The organism is Kribbella sp. NPDC104740 (assembly GCF_055583505.1).
In genome coordinates this window covers 23,537-41,191 of record NZ_JBVJNV010000009.1, presented here as the reverse complement: position 1 = coordinate 41,191, position 17,655 = coordinate 23,537, and the positions used below count along the sequence as shown (strand labels likewise).

Annotated in this window: 18 protein-coding genes; 5 read left to right on the top strand and 13 right to left on the bottom strand. The window is 69.4% G+C overall.

All coding sequences use genetic code 11. From position 1 onward, the window contains the following. Positions 1-201: 201 nt before the first annotated feature. From ilvD to ACZ6Z4_RS34215, 7 genes are all read right to left on the bottom strand, one after another. Positions 202-1,875 (bottom strand): dihydroxy-acid dehydratase, encoded by a 1,674-nt coding sequence (ilvD, locus tag ACZ6Z4_RS34245; protein ID WP_363676447.1) that lies wholly within the window; start codon positions 1,873-1,875, stop codon positions 202-204. Between the two features lie 22 nt (positions 1,876-1,897). After that, the gene (locus tag ACZ6Z4_RS34240; RefSeq protein WP_465574575.1) at positions 1,898-2,869 is read right to left on the bottom strand and encodes a hypothetical protein; all 972 of its coding nucleotides are present in this window, start codon (positions 2,867-2,869) and stop codon (positions 1,898-1,900) included. 78 nt (positions 2,870-2,947) lie between these two features. Continuing rightward, the gene (locus ACZ6Z4_RS34235) at positions 2,948-3,481 is read right to left on the bottom strand and encodes a phosphotransferase-like protein (protein ID WP_465574572.1); all 534 of its coding nucleotides are present in this window, start codon (positions 3,479-3,481) and stop codon (positions 2,948-2,950) included. Between the two features lie 44 nt (positions 3,482-3,525). Further along, positions 3,526-3,789: a ubiquitin-like small modifier protein 1 gene (locus ACZ6Z4_RS34230; RefSeq protein ID WP_465574569.1), complete on the bottom strand. Its 264-nt coding sequence runs from the start codon at positions 3,787-3,789 to the stop codon at positions 3,526-3,528. Between the two features lie 8 nt (positions 3,790-3,797). Then, the gene (locus ACZ6Z4_RS34225; RefSeq protein ID WP_465574566.1) at positions 3,798-4,886 is read right to left on the bottom strand and encodes a WD40/YVTN/BNR-like repeat-containing protein; all 1,089 of its coding nucleotides are present in this window, start codon (positions 4,884-4,886) and stop codon (positions 3,798-3,800) included. Positions 4,887-4,934: 48 nt separating this feature from the next. Further along, complete coding sequence (locus ACZ6Z4_RS34220; RefSeq protein WP_465574559.1) at positions 4,935-5,864, bottom strand: 2-hydroxyacid dehydrogenase; 930 nt, start codon at positions 5,862-5,864, stop codon at positions 4,935-4,937. 9 nt (positions 5,865-5,873) lie between these two features. Beyond that, a complete protein-coding gene (locus ACZ6Z4_RS34215; protein ID WP_465574555.1) occupies positions 5,874-6,416 on the bottom strand; it encodes a TIGR03086 family metal-binding protein in 543 nt (180 codons plus the stop codon). 109 nt (positions 6,417-6,525) lie between these two features. On the opposite strand from ACZ6Z4_RS34215, the gene ACZ6Z4_RS34210 reads away from it, so the two are divergent. Next, the gene (locus tag ACZ6Z4_RS34210) at positions 6,526-7,905 is read left to right on the top strand and encodes an FAD-binding oxidoreductase (protein ID WP_465574552.1); all 1,380 of its coding nucleotides are present in this window, start codon (positions 6,526-6,528) and stop codon (positions 7,903-7,905) included. Further along, entirely contained in the window at positions 7,902-9,188 is a 1,287-nt protein-coding gene (locus tag ACZ6Z4_RS34205) for a class I SAM-dependent methyltransferase (RefSeq protein ID WP_465574549.1), read from the top strand. Before ACZ6Z4_RS34210 ends, ACZ6Z4_RS34205 begins: the two co-directional genes overlap by 4 nt. A gap of 78 nt (positions 9,189-9,266) precedes the next feature. Here ACZ6Z4_RS34205 and ACZ6Z4_RS34200 read toward each other — a convergent pair whose 3' ends face one another. Both ACZ6Z4_RS34200 and ACZ6Z4_RS34195 read right to left on the bottom strand, forming a co-directional pair. Beyond that, the gene (locus tag ACZ6Z4_RS34200; protein WP_465574546.1) at positions 9,267-10,613 is read right to left on the bottom strand and encodes a hypothetical protein; all 1,347 of its coding nucleotides are present in this window, start codon (positions 10,611-10,613) and stop codon (positions 9,267-9,269) included. Positions 10,614-10,726: 113 nt separating this feature from the next. Beyond that, positions 10,727-11,326 (bottom strand): nucleoside/nucleotide kinase family protein, encoded by a 600-nt coding sequence (locus ACZ6Z4_RS34195; RefSeq protein ID WP_465574543.1) that lies wholly within the window; start codon positions 11,324-11,326, stop codon positions 10,727-10,729. 223 nt (positions 11,327-11,549) lie between these two features. Between ACZ6Z4_RS34195 and ACZ6Z4_RS34190 the strand changes: the two genes are divergently transcribed. Together ACZ6Z4_RS34190 and ACZ6Z4_RS34185 are read left to right on the top strand one after the other, a co-directional pair. Continuing rightward, positions 11,550-12,557 (top strand): PQQ-dependent sugar dehydrogenase, encoded by a 1,008-nt coding sequence (locus ACZ6Z4_RS34190; protein ID WP_465575389.1) that lies wholly within the window; start codon positions 11,550-11,552, stop codon positions 12,555-12,557. A gap of 97 nt (positions 12,558-12,654) precedes the next feature. Continuing rightward, positions 12,655-13,089, top strand: coding sequence for a hypothetical protein (locus ACZ6Z4_RS34185; protein WP_465574540.1), 435 nt, complete (start codon positions 12,655-12,657; stop codon positions 13,087-13,089). A 107-nt stretch (positions 13,090-13,196) separates the two neighbouring features. On the opposite strand, the gene gatB is transcribed toward ACZ6Z4_RS34185, so the two are convergent. Genes gatB through gatC form a run of 3 tightly spaced genes read right to left on the bottom strand, consistent with a single transcriptional unit; the run spans position 13,197 to position 16,491 of the window. Beyond that, the gene (gatB, locus tag ACZ6Z4_RS34180; RefSeq protein WP_465574537.1) at positions 13,197-14,693 is read right to left on the bottom strand and encodes an Asp-tRNA(Asn)/Glu-tRNA(Gln) amidotransferase subunit GatB; all 1,497 of its coding nucleotides are present in this window, start codon (positions 14,691-14,693) and stop codon (positions 13,197-13,199) included. Further along, entirely contained in the window at positions 14,690-16,195 is a 1,506-nt protein-coding gene (gene gatA, locus ACZ6Z4_RS34175; RefSeq protein WP_363676464.1) for an Asp-tRNA(Asn)/Glu-tRNA(Gln) amidotransferase subunit GatA, read from the bottom strand. The genes gatB and gatA overlap by 4 nt, the downstream gene beginning before the upstream one ends. Continuing rightward, entirely contained in the window at positions 16,195-16,491 is a 297-nt protein-coding gene (gene gatC, locus ACZ6Z4_RS34170) for an Asp-tRNA(Asn)/Glu-tRNA(Gln) amidotransferase subunit GatC (protein WP_465574531.1), read from the bottom strand. The genes gatA and gatC overlap by 1 nt, the downstream gene beginning before the upstream one ends. Positions 16,492-16,715: 224 nt before the next feature. Between gatC and ACZ6Z4_RS34165 the strand changes: the two genes are divergently transcribed. Beyond that, positions 16,716-17,360 carry an amino acid-binding protein gene (locus ACZ6Z4_RS34165; protein ID WP_363676466.1) on the top strand — a complete coding sequence of 215 codons (645 nt, stop codon included), beginning with the start codon at positions 16,716-16,718 and terminating at the stop codon, positions 17,358-17,360. A 68-nt stretch (positions 17,361-17,428) separates the two neighbouring features. Here the strand turns inward: ACZ6Z4_RS34165 and ACZ6Z4_RS34160 are convergent, their stop codons facing one another. Further along, positions 17,429-17,653: a hypothetical protein gene (locus ACZ6Z4_RS34160; protein ID WP_465574527.1), complete on the bottom strand. Its 225-nt coding sequence runs from the start codon at positions 17,651-17,653 to the stop codon at positions 17,429-17,431. Positions 17,654-17,655: the final 2 nt, after the last annotated feature.

The window sequence follows — 17,655 nt, the reverse complement described above, 5'->3', positions numbered from 1 at the left end:
TGGGTCTCAGATAGTCGCCCCGGCAACAAAAACGCCCCTTCTGCCGGGTTGGCTGAAGGGGCGCGCTCGACTCGGTGGTCGCGTCAGTCGGCGCGCCGCACAAGTACGAGGAGAATCGATCGCATGCAGGTAACAGTCGCCGACCGGTGCCGATCTGGTCAAGTTCCCCGCCGCGTTGTCTCATTTGCTGAGATGAGCGTCTTAGATACAGACCGCTCCCTCGGAGGCCGAGCCGACCAGGCGGACGTACTTGCCGAGCACACCGCGGGTGATCGCGGGCTCCTTCGGTGACCAGCCCACCTTACGGCGCTCCAGTTCGTCAGCTTCAACGTGCAGCTCCAGGGTCCGGTTACGCACGTCGAGGGTGATCCGGTCACCGTCGCGGACGAAGGCGATCGGCCCGCCGTCGACGGCCTCGGGGGCGACGTGGCCGACGCAGAGTCCCGTCGTACCGCCGGAGAAGCGGCCGTCGGTGAGCAGCAGCACGTCCTTGCCGAGGCCGGCGCCCTTGATCGCGCCGGTGACGGCGAGCATCTCGCGCATCCCGGGACCGCCCTTCGGCCCCTCGTACCGGATCACCACCACGTCACCGGCCTGGAGGGTGCCGTCCTCGACCGCGTCCATCGCGCCGCGCTCGCCGTCGAAGACCCGCGCGGTGCCCTCGAACACGTCGGAGTCGAAGCCCGCGCTCTTCACCACCGCGCCCTCGGGAGCGAGCGAGCCGCGCAGGATGGTGATCCCGCCGGTGCCGTGGATCGGCCGGTCGATCGCCCGGATGATGGTGCCGTCGACGTCCGGCGGCGCGATCTCGGCCAGGTTCTCGGCCATCGTCTTGCCGGTCACGGTCAGGCAGTCGCCGTGCAGCAGGCCGGCGTCGAGCAGCGCCCGCATCACCACCGGGATGCCGCCGACCCGGTCGACGTCGGTCATCACGTACGCGCCGAACGGCTTCAGGTCGCCCAGGTGCGGGACCTTGTCACCGACCCGGTTGAAGTCGTCGAGGGTGAGCGCGACCCCGGCCTCGCGGGCGATCGCGAGCAGGTGCAGTACGGCGTTCGTCGAGCCGCCGAGCGCCATCACCACGGCGATCGCGTTCTCGAAGGCTTCCTTGGTGAGGATCTGGCGGGCGGTGATGCCCTTCTCCAGGAGCCCGACGACCGCCTCGCCGGACTTGCGGGCGAACCCGTCGCGGCGCCGGTCCACCGCGGGCGGCGCGGCCGAGCCCGGCAGCGACATCCCGAGCGCCTCGGCCGCCGAGGCCATCGTGTTCGCGGTGTACATCCCGCCGCAGGCGCCCTCGCCGGGGCAGATCGCGCGCTCGACGGCGTCCACCTGCTCGCGGCTGATCAGGCCGCGCGCGCAGGCGCCGACGGCCTCGAACGCGTCGATGATCGTCACGTCCTTGTCGCCGAGCCGGCCGGGCATGATCGACCCGGCGTACAGGAAGACGCTGGCCAGGTCGAGCCGCGCGGCGGCCATCAGCATCCCCGGCAGCGACTTGTCGCAGCCCGCGAGCAGCACCGAGCCGTCCAGCCGCTCGGCCTCCATCACGGTCTCGACCGAGTCCGCGATGATCTCCCGGCTGACCAGTGAGTAGTGCATCCCGACGTGGCCCATCGAGATCCCGTCGGACACGCTGATCGTCCCGAACTCCAGCGGGTACCCGCTGGCCGCGTGCACGCCGTCCTTGACCGCCTTCGCGAGTCGGTCCAGCGACAGGTTGCACGGGGTGATCTCGTTCCAGCTGGACGCGACGCCGATCTGCGGCTTGGCCCAGTCGTCGTCACCCATCCCGACCGCGCGCAGCATCCCGCGCGAGGCCGTGGCCTCCAGCCCGTCGGTGACCGTACGACTCCGCGGCTTGATGTCAGTCATGCCCCTGACTGTATGCCCGTCGTCAGCGCCGGTACTCCTCCGCGAACGCCTCCAGCGGGTCGCCGCTGTAGGCCCAGGGCAGCGTCCCGACCCGGTTGAACATCGCGTCCGCCGACGCCCGGCCCGCCTCCCGGTGGTTCTTCAGCAGGTAGGCGTAGTAGTTGTGGGCGTCCAGGTCTGGCGCCTCCGGCACACGGCCCGGCTGCAGCCACTTCTCGCGCGCCGCGATCAACGGGTCGGCCCAGGTGTTGGCCAGTTTCGTCGCCGCGGCGATCTTCTTCACCGCGCCCGCGTCGGTGAAGCTGAACACGTGCAGCCGCGCCTCGGTCACCGCCTTGGCCAGTACGCCGCCCAGCACGCTTCCCGGCGCCGCCTTGTCCGCCGTCTCCGCTCCGAACGCCAGCATCGCCTCGAGGCTGGTCCCGTACCACTTCGGCGCGATCGCGTGCACCTTGTTGCCGTGCGCGGCGTAGCTGGCGGGGTGCCGCGCGATCGCCTCCTGGAACAGCGCCTCGTGCGTGTCCAGGTTGGCTCCGAGCCCGATCGCCACCCACTGGTAAACCGTCCACGGCGTCGGGTCGTCGGGCGCCACGTCGATCGCCAACTCGACCACCTCGTGCGCGGTCCGCAGGATCCGGTGGAAGGTCTCGGCCTGCTGGTCCGACACGTCCTTGGCCCGGCGGCCGGTCCGCACCTCCCAGCCTTCGAGCACCAGCGTCTGCGCCAGCCACAGCAGCAGCTCGGGGTCCTTGCCGCCCACCTCCTCCAGCCGCGCCTCGAGCTGCTCCGACCGGCCCTTGGCCGCCTCGGACAGCCCGCCGTTCCAGACCGCCCGCCGGTCGCCGGTCTGCGCCTTGAACCCGGCCAGCGCGGTGTCCAGGTCGCCCGCCTCGACGGCCGCGACCGCGACGTCCAGCTCGCGGTCGGCCCAGGTGCGGTCGAGGATCAGCCCGTCGGTCTGCGGACGGCGCTTGGTCCGCGAGAAGATACCCATCGCGCAAGCCTAGGGCTCTTGGCGATCCGCAGTCGGCACTCTTGCAGCTTGCTGCAGAAGCCTTGACGAGCAGGGGTTTCAGCTCAGCCGGAACCGGCCGGACGTGACCGCTTCGCGGACCTTCGCGGCGCTCTGCTCGGCGTCCAGCGTGGTGGTGTCGATGACGTGCTTCTCGTACTCGCCGAGATCCTTGAACGCGTCGTACAGGCCGGTGATCGCCTCGACGTCCTTGAGCTCGGTGTCGGCGCGGTCGCGGGCCCGCTGCAGCGTCGTCTCCAGGTCGGGCCGCAGTACGACGTACGAGATCGGCAGCTGGTCCGCGACCGCCCGAAACGGTTTCAGGAACCACGGCCCGATCACGCCGTCGACGACGATGTCGTACCCACCACGCGCGTACGTCGAGGCGGTGGCGACGATCGCGTCGACGACCACCTCGTTCTGCTTCTGGGCCCCCGGCATGTACGGCGCGATGAACCCGGTCTTGATCGCCCGGTAGTACAGGTCGGTGGTCAGGTGGGCGGCCGGCCCCGCGCAGCCGGTCGCGACCAGCGAAGCCACCGTCGTCTTGCCCGCGCCGGGCGAACCGGTCAGCAGGATCACGTGCCCAGTCATGCGGTGACGCTAGCGGTTGGTTCTCCTCAGCAACAGTCCCTTCTTCAGCCGCCTGCCACGCTCGGCAGCACCAGCAGCTCCGCGCCGTCGGGCAGTTGCGTGTCGAGCCCGTCGAGGTCGCGGATGTTGTCGTTGCCCAGGTACACGTTGACGTGCCGACGCAGCGCGCCCTGCTCGTCGGTGAGCCGGCGCCGGAGCGCCGGGTGCTCGCGCTCGAGCTGCGCGAACGCCTCGCCGACCGTGGTCGCCTCGATCGCCACCTTCTCGTTGCCACCGGCGAACGCCTGCAGCACCGTCGGCAACTTCACCCGGACCGTCACAGCACGGCCGCGCGAACGCTCAGTACGTCGGGCAGGTGCCGCGCGACCTCGGTCCAGTTGTCGCCCGCGTCGGCGCTCGCGTAGACGCAGCCGTCGCGCGTACCGACGTAGACGCCGGCCGGCGTACCGGTGTCTGTGCAGAGCGCGTCCCTGAGCACCGGCGCGTACGACGGGACGTCGGGCAGCCCCTTGGTCAGCGGCTCCCAGGTCGCGCCCGCGTCGCGCGAGCGGTAGACGCGGCACTTCGCGTCGGTCGGGATCCGGTTGCCATCGGCCACCAACGGGAAGACGTAGACGGTCTCCGGCTCGTGCGGGTGGACGGCGATCGGGAAGCCGAAGTCCGAAGGCAGGCCGTCCGCGATCGACTTCCAGATCGCGCCGCCGTCGTCGGAGCGGTAGACGCCGTGGTGGTTCTGGGCGAACATCCGGTCCGGCATCGCCGGGTGCCCGGCCAGCTTGTGCACGCACTGGCCGAACTCCGGGTCCGGGTCGGGCATGAAGTACGCCTTGATGCCGTGGTTGGCCGGCTCCCAGGTCTGCCCGCCGTCGGCGGTCCGGTAGACGCCGCCGGTCGACATCGCGACGCTGACCCTCGCGGGATCGGTCGGATGCGGGAGCACGGTGTGGATCGCCTGGCCGCCGAAGCCCGCGCCCCAGTCCTTGCGGTGCGGGTGGTCCCAGAGCGCGCGGACGAGCTCGAAGGTGACGCCGCCGTCGGTCGACTTCCACAGCGAGCTCGGCTGCGCACCGGCGTACACGACGCCCGGCTGGTCGTCCGGGGCCGGCTGGATCTGCCAGACCCGCTCGACCGAGGCGCCGGCGTCCTTCGGGAACCCGATCGAGCCCTCCGGCGGCTCGGCCCAGCTCTGCCCGAGGTCGTCGGAGTGGAAGACGGCCGGGCCCCAGTGCTCGCTCGTTCCACCGGCGAACAACCGCGGCCGGTCGCCGCGGGTGTCGACCCCGACGGAGTAGATGCCCTGCATCTCGAAGTGCGGCCCGTCGAGCGTCCAGAGCCGCCGGTCGGCGTCGCTGCGCCCGATCCAGAGCCCCTTCTTGGTCCCGATCAGCAGTACGGCCTCGGACATCCTCGTCCTCCAGTTCGGTTGTGTCGCGGCGTCGGCCGCCGCCGGTTGCTACCGCGGCGGCCCCGCCACCACGTTGATCAATTCTTCGCCCGTCACATAGCGCTCGAGCTGTGCCTTCACCAGCCGCGCCACCCGCGGCGGAAACGCCGTCGACGCCCCACCCCGGTGCGGGATGATCAGCGTGTTCGGCGCCGACCACAACGGGTGTCCCGCCGGCAACGGCTCCGGATCGGTCACGTCCAGCGCGGCCCGGATCCGCTGTGTGTGCAGTTCCTTGACCAGGTCCTCGGTGTTGACGACGACCCCCCGCGCCACGTTGACCAGCAGCGCGCCATCCTTCATCCGCCCCAGGAACTCCGCGTTCACGAGTCCCTTCGTCTCCTCCGTCGCCGGCGTCAGCAGCACGACCACGTCCGCCCTCGGCAACAACTCCGGCAGCTCACTGATCGGGTGCACACCCTCCCGCGCCCGCCGCGCCACCCGGATGACGTCGCACTCGAACCCGGCCAGCCGCCGCTCCAGCGCCTCCCCGATCGACCCGTACCCGAGGATCAGCACGGTCCGATCCGCCAGCGAGTCATCGATCCCCGCATCAGCGGGCCAGACCCCCTGCTGCTGGTTCGCCACCGCCAGCGGGATCCGCCGGTACGACGCCAGGATCAGCCCGACCGCCAGCTCCGCCGTCGACGCGTCGTGCACACCGCGCGCGTTGCACAGCGTCACGCCCTCCGGCAGGAACGGCAGCACGTTCTCGAACCCGGCGGTCTGGGTCTGCACGACCTTCAGGTTCGGCATCTGCGCGATCACCTCGACCACCTGGGAGCTGCCCATGTAGCTGGGCACGTAGAACTCCACCTGGTCGGCCTCGGGCGGCAACTCGCCACCGGCGTAGTACGTCGCCTCAACCCGCTGCGGAAGCCCGCCGAGGAACCCGTCCGGGTCCTCCCACGGGAGCCATGTGATCACCGAATCAGCCATAGGCCGAACCTACTCGCCCCCACCGACACGCGGCGACCGTCCGGTGATCCCCACGAGACGATCGAGCAGCGCGGCCCGCTCGTCCACCTTCACCGGCGTACCCCACAACTCCGGTACCGGAGGCTCGTCCAGAAACGTCGCGACGTGCTCGTAGCACGCCCGTACGGTCTCGTCCGGCAGCACGAGTTCCTGCCCGGTCGCGCGGGCCAGGTCCCACCCGTGCACGACCAGCTCGGTCAGCGCGATCCGGCCCCACTCGGCGTTGCTCAGGTCGAGCCCGGCGAGCTCGGACGACCCCTCCCACGCCTGCGGCGCGGCCCAGGCCGTACCGACTTGCTCGACGCGGTGCTTCAGCGTCTCCCGCCAGCGTTCCGCACCGGGGGTGAGCGGCTCCCCGTCCACTCCCCCGAACCCGCGCGCCCCCTCGTCCACGTGCACCAGCAGCTCCGCCACCGAGTACTTCTCGCACGGCGTCGCCGCGCTCAGGTCGCTGTCGGCGATTCCCGCCACGACCGCGTTCAGCGCCCGTCCGGCCGGCCTCAGATCGATCATCTGTTCCTCCTCGTGTCAGGGGCGACGTCGGAGCGGGTTGCGGCGTCTCGACATCCGGTTGCAAAAAATTCTTCTGCCCGTTGTTCGAACGTCGTCGTACTCTGACAAGGTGCCTTCGACATCGGGTTCGACCTCGACTGTGGAACACGATCAGGCGGTCGGACGTCTCCGAGCGTCCTACCAGCGCATTCCCCCCGGGGAGCCGGTCCGCCTGGCCAAGCGCAGCTCCAACCTCTTCCGCCCCCGAACGGCCGTCGACACCCCGGGCCTGGACGTCTCCGGCCTGACCGGCGTGCTCTCGGTCGATCCCGAGGCGCGTACGGCCGACGTCCAGGGCATGTGCACGTACGAGGACCTGGTCGCCGCGACGCTTCCGTACGGGCTGACGCCGCTCGTCGTGCCTCAGCTGAAGACCATCACGCTCGGCGGCGCGGTGAGCGGCCTCGGCATCGAGTCGTCGTCGTTCCGCGCGGGCCTGCCGCACGAGTCGGTGCTCGAGCTCGACGTCCTGACCGGCGCCGGCGAAGTGGTCACCGCCCGTCCGACCGGCGAGCACGCTGAGCTGTTCCGCACCTTCCCGAACTCGTACGGCGCCCTCGGTTACGCGACCCGCCTGCGGATCGAGCTCGACCGGATCTCGCCGTACGTCGCGCTGCGGCACGTGCGGGTCGAGCTGGACTCGCTGGCACCTGTTCTCGAGGGGATTGTTGCTCAAGGCACGTACGACGGCGAGCCGGTGCACTTCGTCGACGGCGTCGCCTTCAGCCCGACGGAGGCGTACCTGACGCTCGGCCGCAACAGCGACGCCGCCGTACCGACCAGCGACTACACCGGCCAGCAGATCTACTACCGCTCGCTTCAGCAGCGCTCCACGGATTTCCTCACCGCCCACGACTACCTGTGGCGCTGGGACACCGACTGGTTCTGGTGCTCGGCGGCCTTCGGCGCACAGAACCGCTGGGTCCGCCGCCTCTGGCCTTCGAGGTTTCGCCGCAGCGACGTCTACCACCGCATCATCGGTTTCGAGAACCGCCACGGCTACGCCGCCCGCCTGAACCGCCGCCGCGGCCATCCCGACCGCGAACGCGTCGTCCAGGACGTCGAGATCCCGCTGGACCGCCTCGCCGACTTCCTCCGCTGGTTCGACACCGAAGTCGGCATGCGGCCGGTCTGGCTCTGCCCCCTGCGCCTGCGCGGCAGCGACACCTGGCCGCTGTATCCCCTGGACGCCGGCGTCACCTACGTGAACGTCGGCTTCTGGGGCACGGTCCCGATCGCCCCCGGCGCCTCCGACGGCGACGTCAACCGCCGCATCGAGTCCGCCGTCGCCGACTTCGGCGGCCACAAGTCCCTCTACTCAGACGCCTACTACGACCGAGACACCTTCGACCGCCTGTACAACGTCCCGGCCCTCACCGCGGTGAAGACCCTCTACGACCCCGACGCCCGCCTCACCGGGCTCTACGAAAAGGCGGTAACGCGCCGATGACCACCCTCGCCACCCAGATCTCGATCGCCCAGGCCCTCACCACGGTCGCCCCCGAAGGCCTCCCCTTCCGCTTCACCGCCTACGACGGCAGCGCCACCGGCCCTTCGGACTCTCCCATCCACATGCACCTGGCCACCGAACGTGGTCTCTCCTACGTGTTGACGGCCCCCGGCGACCTGGGCCTGGTCCGCGCCTACGTCCAAGGCGACCTCGAGATCACCGGCATCCACCCCGGCAACCCGTACGAGCTCATGCGCATGATGCTCAACCAACTCCACTTCGAACGCCCAACGCCCTCCGAGGCTTTGAGAATCGTCCGAGGCCTCGGCTGGTCCCACCTGAAGCCACCCCCGCCGCCCCCGCAGGAACACCTCCCCAAATGGCGCCGAACCTTCGAAGGCCTCCGCCACTCCCGAACCCGCGACAAAGCGGCGATCCACCACCACTACGACGTCTCCAACACGTTCTACGAATATGTGTTGGGCCCGTCGATGACCTACACCTGCGCCGTCTACCCCACTGCCTCTTCTACTTTGGAAGAAGCCCAGTTCGAGAAGTACGACCTGGTCGCCCGCAAACTGGACCTGCAATCCGGCCAGCGCCTGCTGGACGTCGGCTGCGGCTGGGGCGGCATGGTCCGCCACGCCGCCCGCGAGTACGGCGTCCGCGCCCTCGGCGTGACTCTGTCCTCAGCCCAAGCAGAGTGGGCCACCAAAGCCATCAAAAAAGAAGGCCTCGAACACCTCGCCGAAGTCCGCTTCATGGACTACCGAGACGTGGTGGAGTCGAACTTCGACGCCATCAGCTCCATCGGCCTCACCGAACACATCGGCGTCCGCAACTACCCTGCCTACTTCTCTTTCCTCTTGGATCGTTTGAAGCCAGGCGGCAGGCTCCTCAACCACACCATCACCCGCCCCGACAACCGCTTCCGCTCCACCGGCGCCTTCATCGACCGCTACATCTTCCCCGACGGCGAACTCATCGGCTCCGGCCGAATCATCCTCGAAGCCCAAGACGCCGGCTTCGAAGTCCGCCACGAAGAAAACCTCCGCGAGCACTACGCGTTGACGTTGGCAGGCTGGTCAGCCAACCTCGAATCCCACTGGGACGAAGCAGTCGCCGAAGTCGGCTACCCCACCGCCAAAATCTGGGGCCTCTACCTAGCCGCCTGCCGAGTGGGTTTCGAACGCAACAACACCCAACTCCACCAAATCCTCGCGGTGAAACTAGACGACCAGGCCAACGCCCACTTCCCGCTCCGTCCGACCTGGGGAAGTTAGAGCAACACACAGGGTCCTCGGAGGTCTCTCACAGCTCCGCCATCAGGTGCTTGCTGTCCGGGGCGGGCCGAGAGGTTTCTAGTTGGGTTGCGTGACTGTCAGATCGACGGTCGTCCGGTCGCTGGTGAGACCTGCTCGGTCGCGGCTCTGGGCGGACAAGGACAGCCAGCCCGGCTGGGTCAGCGTGAGCGTAGCGGTCGGGGTCGCGGCGGGCGTCGTACCGGTGAGGGCGCCGAAGAAGCCGTACTGGTAGCTGGCGACGTCCGAGGAACCCGCGTCGGTGAAGTGCAGGGTGATCTCCTGGCCGACCTGGTACGGGCCCTCCGGAGTGATCGTGAGGCCGGGGGCGTTCGGGCGGTCGACGTCGACGGTGAACTCGCACATCGTGGACCACGTCGAGTAGCTCGTTCCGTTGAACACGCGCGCCTGCCAGCTGTAGGTGCTGCCGCTCAGCAGCGACGGAGTGGACTCGGGCTCGAACCAGGTGCCCGTCGACTTCGTCGGGCTCTCACCGCTGAACGCCTGCTCACCGGTGCCGAGATCGACCATCTGGAACTGGACGCTGACATTCGGCGCGTCCTGGACGTGCGGCACGAAAGCCCGCAGACGCGGGCTGGTCCCCGCGAGGTACGGCCGGGTCTCGCCGGTCACGCAGCTGCTCGCCGGATCGATGGTCGCCAGCTGGTCAGCGGTCGGCGCCGACGGCGGCAGCGGCCCGCCGGGGTACACCGAGACATCGACCTTCGCCGGCGGCGAGCTCGGGTTGCCGGCGTGGTCGTACGACCATGCGGTCAGCGTCGTCGGCCCGACCTCGCGGAAGGTGTACTGCGCGACACCGGGGCTGCTCGGGATCTTCACGTCCGCCGTGTCGCGGTCACCGAACCCGTACATCGCCACGTCGGTCGCGCCGTTCGGCGTGAAGGTGAGCGTGACGGTCTGCCCGACCTGGTACGGCCCTTCGGGCGTGATCGTGACACCTGGCGCGCTCGGCCGGTCGGTGTCGACGGTGAGCTCGCACTTGCGGGACCACGCCGAGTACGCCGTACCGTCGAAGGTCCGGGCCTGCCACGCGTAGGTCTTCCCGTTCTCCAGCTGCGGCTGACGCCCGGGAGTCTCCACCCAGGAACCGACGAGCTTCATCCCGCTCTCGCCGGTGAACATCCGCTTCCCGGTGGCCACGTCGACCATCCGGAACTGTGCGCTGGCGTGGGTCGGCCCGTCCGGGTCCGCGGGCAGGAACGCCTGCAGACGAGGTGCGGTCTCCGCGATGTACGGCCGCGCCTCGCCGCGCACGCAGGTGGTGCTCGGCCAAACGGTTTGCAAGTTCTCGGGCGCGAGCCGCGGCGGCGCGGCGTACGCGGTGGCGGGTACGGCAACAGAGGTGGCGGCAATCAAGAACGCTGCTGACAGCAGTCGGGCACGCATGAGTTTCCCCAGATGATGAGTGAGCGGCTCCCCCGAGCCCGAAGAGGTTACGGTCTGCTCACCCCCCGAGCAACTGTCAAAAGCTGCAACCTCCCCGCCGTACGAGGAGCACGTCAACGCCCAGCTGTGGCGTCCGTCAGCAGGCCGTGGATCTCACCCTCGCCTGAGTCGATCAGGTGGGCGATCTTCTGGAGGGTCTGCAGCGGGGTGAGCTCGGAGTTGTCGATGGGCACGGACCAGGGCGAGCGCTTGGCTCGCGCGTGATGCAGTTCGCCGATGAGGTGGGCCGGCGACCGGTCCGGGTCGTTGGCCGTACGGCGGAGAACCGCCTCTTCGGTGGGCTCCAGCGTGAGGTGGAAGACCCGGCCGAGCTGCAGCAGGTCGGGAAGGACCGGGTTCAGGTCGACCGCGTCATGGATCGCGTTCCCGGCGATGAGGACGTTCTCGTAGCCAGCGGCGGCGAACGACTCGGTGAGTTGGGCACATTGGCGCAGTACGAGCGCGGTGCGGGCGTCGTCGTACGGGAGGTCCCAGCCGGGGTCGACCATGAGGAACAGTTGGTCGGAGTCGATCGCGGCGGTGCGGCCCCAGACGGCGAGCTTCTCGGCGTGGCTCAGGCGGAGGACGGTGGTCTTGCCGGAGCCGGCTGGGCCGGAGAGGAACACGGTTCTGGGCGTCAGGCCGGCGTCGGGGACGTGGTGCCTGGGCTGCATGAAGAGTGAGGGTAGTCGGGGGCGGCGCGGCTTTCGCGGGGTTTTCGGGGGTACTTCGGGATAGTGGAGGGGTTGTCGACTCGGAGGAGATGGCGTGCGTACTGCGGCTCTGGTGGTGGCGGTGGGGTTGTTGGCTGTTGGGTGCTCGGACGGGGACGACGGTGGCGCTGCGGCCTCGCCTTCGGCGTCGGGGAGCAGCAGCACTACGCCGTCGAGTACGCCGGTGCCGACTGGGCAGCCGACGAGTAGTGCGCCGCAGGGGCCAGTGAAGTTGGAGGTTGCGGGGACGGTTGCGACGGGGATCGAGGTGCCTTGGGGGTTGGCGTTTCTGCCGGATCGGTCGGCGTTGGTGACCGAGCGGGACTCGGGCCGGGTGAAGCGGGTCGCGGGTGGGCAGGCGACCGAGGTGGGGCGGGTTGATGGGGTGGATGCCTCGTCCGAGGGTGGGTTGTTGGGGATTGCGGTGGATCCGCAGTATCCGACGCGGCCGTATGTGTACGTTTACTACTCGACGGGTGAGGACAACCGGATTGCTCGGATGACCTATCAGGGGAATCGGCTGTCGGGGCAGCAGGTGATTCTTGACGGGATTCCGATGGCGGCTGTGCACAACGGTGGGCGGTTGCGGTTCGGGCCGGACGGGTTCCTGTACGCCGGGACCGGGGACGGGAGTGATCGGCCGAACTCGCAGAACGACGACTCGTTGGGTGGGAAGATCCTGCGGATCACCACCGACGGGAAGGCGGCGCCGGGGAATCCGGGTGGGCGGGTCTGGTTCTCGAAGGGGCATCGCAACGTGCAGGGGCTCGCGTTCGACAAGGGGCAGCTGTACGCCGCCGAGTTCGGGCAGGACACCTGGGACGAGTTGAACGCGATCACCGCGGGCGCCAACTACGGGTGGCCCGGCGCGGAGGGGGTCAGCCGGCTGGACGGGATGGTGGACCCGATTGCGCAGTGGAAGACCGATGACGCGTCGCCGTCGGGGATCGCGTTCGCGCAGGGGCACGTGTTCATGGCGGGGCTCAGGGGTGAGCGGCTGTGGGCGATTCCCGTTGCCGACGGCAAGCGGACCGGTGAGCCGGTCGCGTTCTTCACGAACCGGTACGGACGGCTGCGGACCGTCGAGGCGGCGCCGGACGGGTCGTTGTGGGTGACGACGTCGAACACCGACGGGCGTGGCGACGTACAGGATGGCGACGACCGGATCCTGCGGTTGACGATTACTCGCTGACGACGCATGGGATTACCCCTCACCTGGTACTAGTGGAAGCACCACACACTCAGGGAGGGGAGACGTCGTGCCTCATCAGGCGCCACTGGAATCCAGCGTGATCACGTCGACGGAGCACTACGCGGACGCGGTGCGGACCGTCGAGCAGCTGAGGGCCTACGGGATGTCCGGGCTCGAGATCACGGGCGCCGGCCTGCGGATGGTCGACAGACGCGGGGGTGAGGTCGCGAAAGCGAGCGGGGTCAGCGCACTGAGCGGTGCGGCGCTGGGGCTGGCGCTCGGCGTGTTCGTGACGCTGGTGGCCGAGACGAGCATGACCGGGCTGGTCGTCGTGTTCTGGGGTCTCGTGTACGGCGCGATCCTGGGCGCGCTGGTCGGGTTCTTCAAGGCGCTGGTGCGGAATCGACCCGAGGCGCCGGCGAGCGAGGTACGACCGACGGAGTACGAGGTGCGCTGCGCGCCGAACGACGTCGCCGTGGCACAGAAGCTGCTCAGCACTCCCCCGGACCTGCACCACCAGGAAGCCGCCTGACAACAGCAGGTCCACCGAACAGATGAGCCCCGGGTCGGACTCCCCCGGGGCTCATCGTTCGTTGCTCAGGTCTCCGGAGCCCAACCGCGGACTCCGGAGCGCTCGGGTCAGATCCCGAGCTTGGCGTTCAGCAGCTCGCGGACCTTCGCCGCGTCACCCTTGCCGCGCAGATCCTTCATCACCGCGCCGATCAGCGCACCCGCCGCGGCGGGCTTACCGGAGTTGACCTTCTCGACCACGTCAGGGTTCGCCGCGATCGCGCGGTCGATGGCCTCGATCAGCGCCGAGTCGTCCGACACCAGGGCCAGCCCACGCGCGGCGACGATCTCGTCGATCGTGCCCTCGCCCTTGACCAGGCCGTCGATCACCTGACGCGCGAGCTTGTCGTTCAGCTCGCCCTTGTCGACGCGCGCCTGAACGTTGGACACGTCGACCGGGCTGACGCCGAGGTCGAGCAGGTCCTTGCCGGACTCGTTGGCCGCGCGGGCCAGCTCACCCAACCACCACTTCTTCGCCGCGGCCGCTGAAACCCCGAGCTCGACAGTCCCCACCACGAGCTCGAGCGCCCCGCCGTTGATGACGTCGCGCATCTCCAGGTCGGTGAAGCCCCACTCCTCCTGCAGCCGCGCCCGCCGCGTCGCCGGCGCCTCGGGCAGCGTCGCCCGCAGCTCCTCGACCCACTCCCGCGACGGCGCGACCGGGACGAGGTCGGGCTCGGGGAAGTACCGGTAGTCGTCGGCGTCCGACTTCTCCCGGCCCGACGTGGTGACGCCGGTGTCCTCGTGCCAGTGCCGCGTCTCCTGCAGGACCTTCCCGCCCGACGCCAGTACGGCGGCCTGCCGGGTGATCTCGTAGGTCACCGCACGCTCGACCGAACGGAACGAGTTCACGTTCTTGGTCTCGGTCCGGGTCCCCAGCGTCGTCGACCCCGAAGGCTTCAGCGAGACGTTCGCGTCGCAGCGCAGCGAGCCCTGGTCCATCCGGACGTCGGACACGTCGAGCGCGAGCAGCAGGTCGCGCAGCATGCTCACGTACGCACGCGCCACCGCCGCGGCCTTGGCCGGCGGCACCTCGATCGTCTTGGTGACGATCTCGATCAGCGGGATGCCGGCCCGGTTGTAGTCGACCAGCGAGTGCGAGGCGCCGTGGATGCGGCCGGTCGCGCCACCCACGTGGGTGGACTTGCCGGTGTCCTCCTCCATGTGCGCGCGCTCGATCTCGATCCGGTACGTCTCGCCGTCGACGACGACCTCGGTCCAGCCGTTGAACGCGATCGGCTCGTCGTACTGCGAGGTCTGGAAGTTCTTCGGCATGTCCGGGTAGAAGTAGTTCTTCCGGGCGAACCGGCACCACTCGGCGATCTCGCAGTTCAGCGCGAGGCCGATCTTGATCGCCGCCTCGACCGCCTTGGCGTTGACCACCGGCAGCGCGCCGGGCAGACCGAGGCAGACCGGGCAGGTCTGCGTGTTCGGCGGGGCGCCGAACTCGGTCGGGCAGCCGCAGAACATCTTCGACTTGGTGTTCAGCTCGACGTGCACCTCGAGGCCGAGCACCGGGTCGTACTGCGCGAGCGCATCCTCGATCGCGAAAACCGCCGCGGTCATCGGGCCACCTCCAGCTCCGGAGCCTTGGACATCAGGACGCCACCCCACTGGTCGGCCAGGGCGGCCTCGAGCGCGCCGCCGACCTGGTAGAGCAGCTCGTCGCGCATCACCGGGGCCATCACGTGGAAGCCGACCGGCATCCCGTCCTCGTCGGCCAGGCCGCACGGGAACGACGCGGCCGCGTTGCCGGCCAGGTTCGACGGGATCGTGCACAGGTCGTTCTTGTACATCGCGATCGGGTCGTTGACCCGGTCGCCGATCGCGAACGCCGTGGTCGGCGTCGCGGGCGAGACCAGCACGTCGACCTGTTCGTAGGCCTTCTCGAAGTCGCGCGCGATCAGCGTCCGCACCTTCTGCGCCTGGCCGTAGTACGCGTCGTAGTAACCGCTGGACAGCGCGTGCGTGCCGAGCATGATCCGGCGCTTGACCTCGGCGCCGAAGCCGGCCTCACGGGTCAGGTTCATCACCCGCTCGGCGCTGTTCTCGCCGTCGTCGCCGACCCGCAGGCCGTACCGCATCGCGTCGAACTTGGCCAGGTTGGACGAGGCCTCGCTCGGCAGGATCAGGTAGTACGCCGGGAGCGCGTACTGGAAGTGCGGGCAGGACACCTCGACCACCTCGGCGCCGAGCTTGGTGAGCAGCTCGACCGCCTCGTGGAAGCGGGCCTCGACACCCGGCTGGTACCCCTCGCCGCCGAGCTCCTTGACGACGCCGATCCGCAGGCCGGCCACGTCGGCGCGACGCGCCGCGTCGACGACCGCCGGCACCGGCTGGTTGATCGAGGTGGAGTCCATCGGGTCGTACCCGGCGATCACCTCGTGCAGCAGCGCCGCGTCGAGCGTCGTCCGCGCGCACGGGCCGGGCGTGTCCAGGCTGGAGGCGAGCGCGATCAGCCCGTACCGCGAGGTGCCGCCGTACGTCGGCTTGACGCCGACCGTGCCGGTGAACGCACCCGGCTGGCGGATCGAGCCACCGGTGTCGGTGCCGATCGCGAGCGGTGCCTCGTACGCCGAGATGGCCGCCGACGAACCGCCGCCGGAGCCGCCCGGGATCCGGTTCAGGTCCCACGGGTTGTGGGTGGTCCCGTACGCCGAGTTCTCGGTCGAGGACCCCATGGCGAACTCGTCCATGTTGGTCTTGCCGAGGATGACCACACCGGCCGCCTTCAGCCGCTGCACGACGGTCGCGTCGTACGGCGGCTTCCAGCCCTCGAGCATCTTCGACCCGGCGGTCGTCGGGACGCCGTCCTGGGTCAGCACGTCCTTCAGCGCCAGCGGTACGCCGGCCAGCGGGCCGAGCTTCTCGCCGGCGGCGCGCTTGCCGTCGACGGCCGCGGCCTGGGCCAGCGCGCCCTCGGTGTCGACGTGCAGGAACGCGTGCACGGCACCGTCGACGGCGGCGATCCGGTCCAGGTGCGCCTGGGTGATCTCCACCGCGCTGGCCTCGCCGGACGTCATCAGCTCCGACAGCTCGGCGGCTGTCTTGCGGGTCAGGTCACCCATCAGTCCTCCTCCAGGATCCGCGGCACCCGGAAACGCTGCTCCTCCGCGGCCGGCGCGCCGGACAGGGCCTGCTCCGGCGTCAGGCACGGCACGTTCACGTCCTTGCGCATCACGTTGGTGAGCGGCAGGGCGTGCGAGGTCGGCGGGATGTCGTCCGCGGCCACCTCGCTGACCTGCCCGACCAGAGCGATGATCTGGTCGAGCTGAGGTGCGAGGTGGTCGAGCTCGTCGTCGGAGAGCTCGATCCGCGCCAGCCGCGCGAGGTGCGCGACTTCTTCGCGGGTGATCGATGGCATGAAGGGCATCCAATGTGTTCGGTTGCTGATCGAGCCGAAAAGAGACTCGTTGAGCCATCCTAGAGGTCCGTTGTGACGGCCGTGTTGCCTGCTGCCGGATGCTGTGGACAACCCGTCGCCGACGATCGGATCAGCACCTCGGGCGTGTCACTTTGTGCCGCTCTGTAACATTGGCCGCGACAGGGCGTGACTTGCGTGTTCTTGGGCTGGGAGATGATCGTTCGGTGTTCCTGTTACGACTGATCATCCCGGACCGTCCCGGTTCGCTCGGTACCGTCGCGACCGCCCTCGGTGAGGTCGACGCCGACATCCACGCGATCGAGATCGTCGAGCACCGCCGTGAGAACGGCACCGCCGTCGACGACATCGTGGTCGACCTGCCGCCCGGAGTATTGCCCGACCGTCTGGTCTCGGCCTGCAACAGCGTCGAGGGCGTCGAGGTGATCTGGTTCTCCCGGTACGGCGCCGGCGGCGGTCTGCACATGGACCTGGAGGCCGTCGAGCAGATGACGTCGGCCCCGACCGAGGCGATCGACATCCTGGTCGAGCAGGCGCCCTCGGTGCTGCACGCCGACTGGGCCGCGCTGCTGGACGGTACCGGCGGCGAGGTCAAGGTCGCGCTCGAGACCAGCGCGACGCCGGAGTTCGGCGACCTGGTCGGGCAGTGGCTGCCGCTGGAGAAGGCGACGACGCTGGCCGCGCCGGACCACAAGGGTCTGGTCGAGTCGGTGCTGGTCGCCGCGCCGCTGGAGTCGGACCGCCGGGTGCTGGTGATCGGCCGCCGCGGTGGTCCGGAGTTCCTCGGCTCCGAGGTCGCCCGGCTGAGCTACCTGGCCAACCTCGCCGTCACCATCCACGCCACCGCCTGACCCGACCGACAGACAGCACAAAGCCTCCCCACACCAACAGGTGTGAGGAGGCTTTCGTCAGTGCGGGATCAGCGCAGTTCGAAGTACGCCAGTGCCCCGAGCCCGACGATAGCCAGGACGACGAGTCCGCAGGCCAGCGCCGTGATCAGGATCGCGGTGACGTTCTTGCCGTCGCCCGGCGGGAGCTCGAACTGGGTCGGCCCCCAGGCGCCGCCGCCGTCGATCCGCTGCAGCGCCTCGGGCGGTGGCTTGGCCACCGCCCGCGACTCACGCTTCTCCGGCTCGAACTTCACCT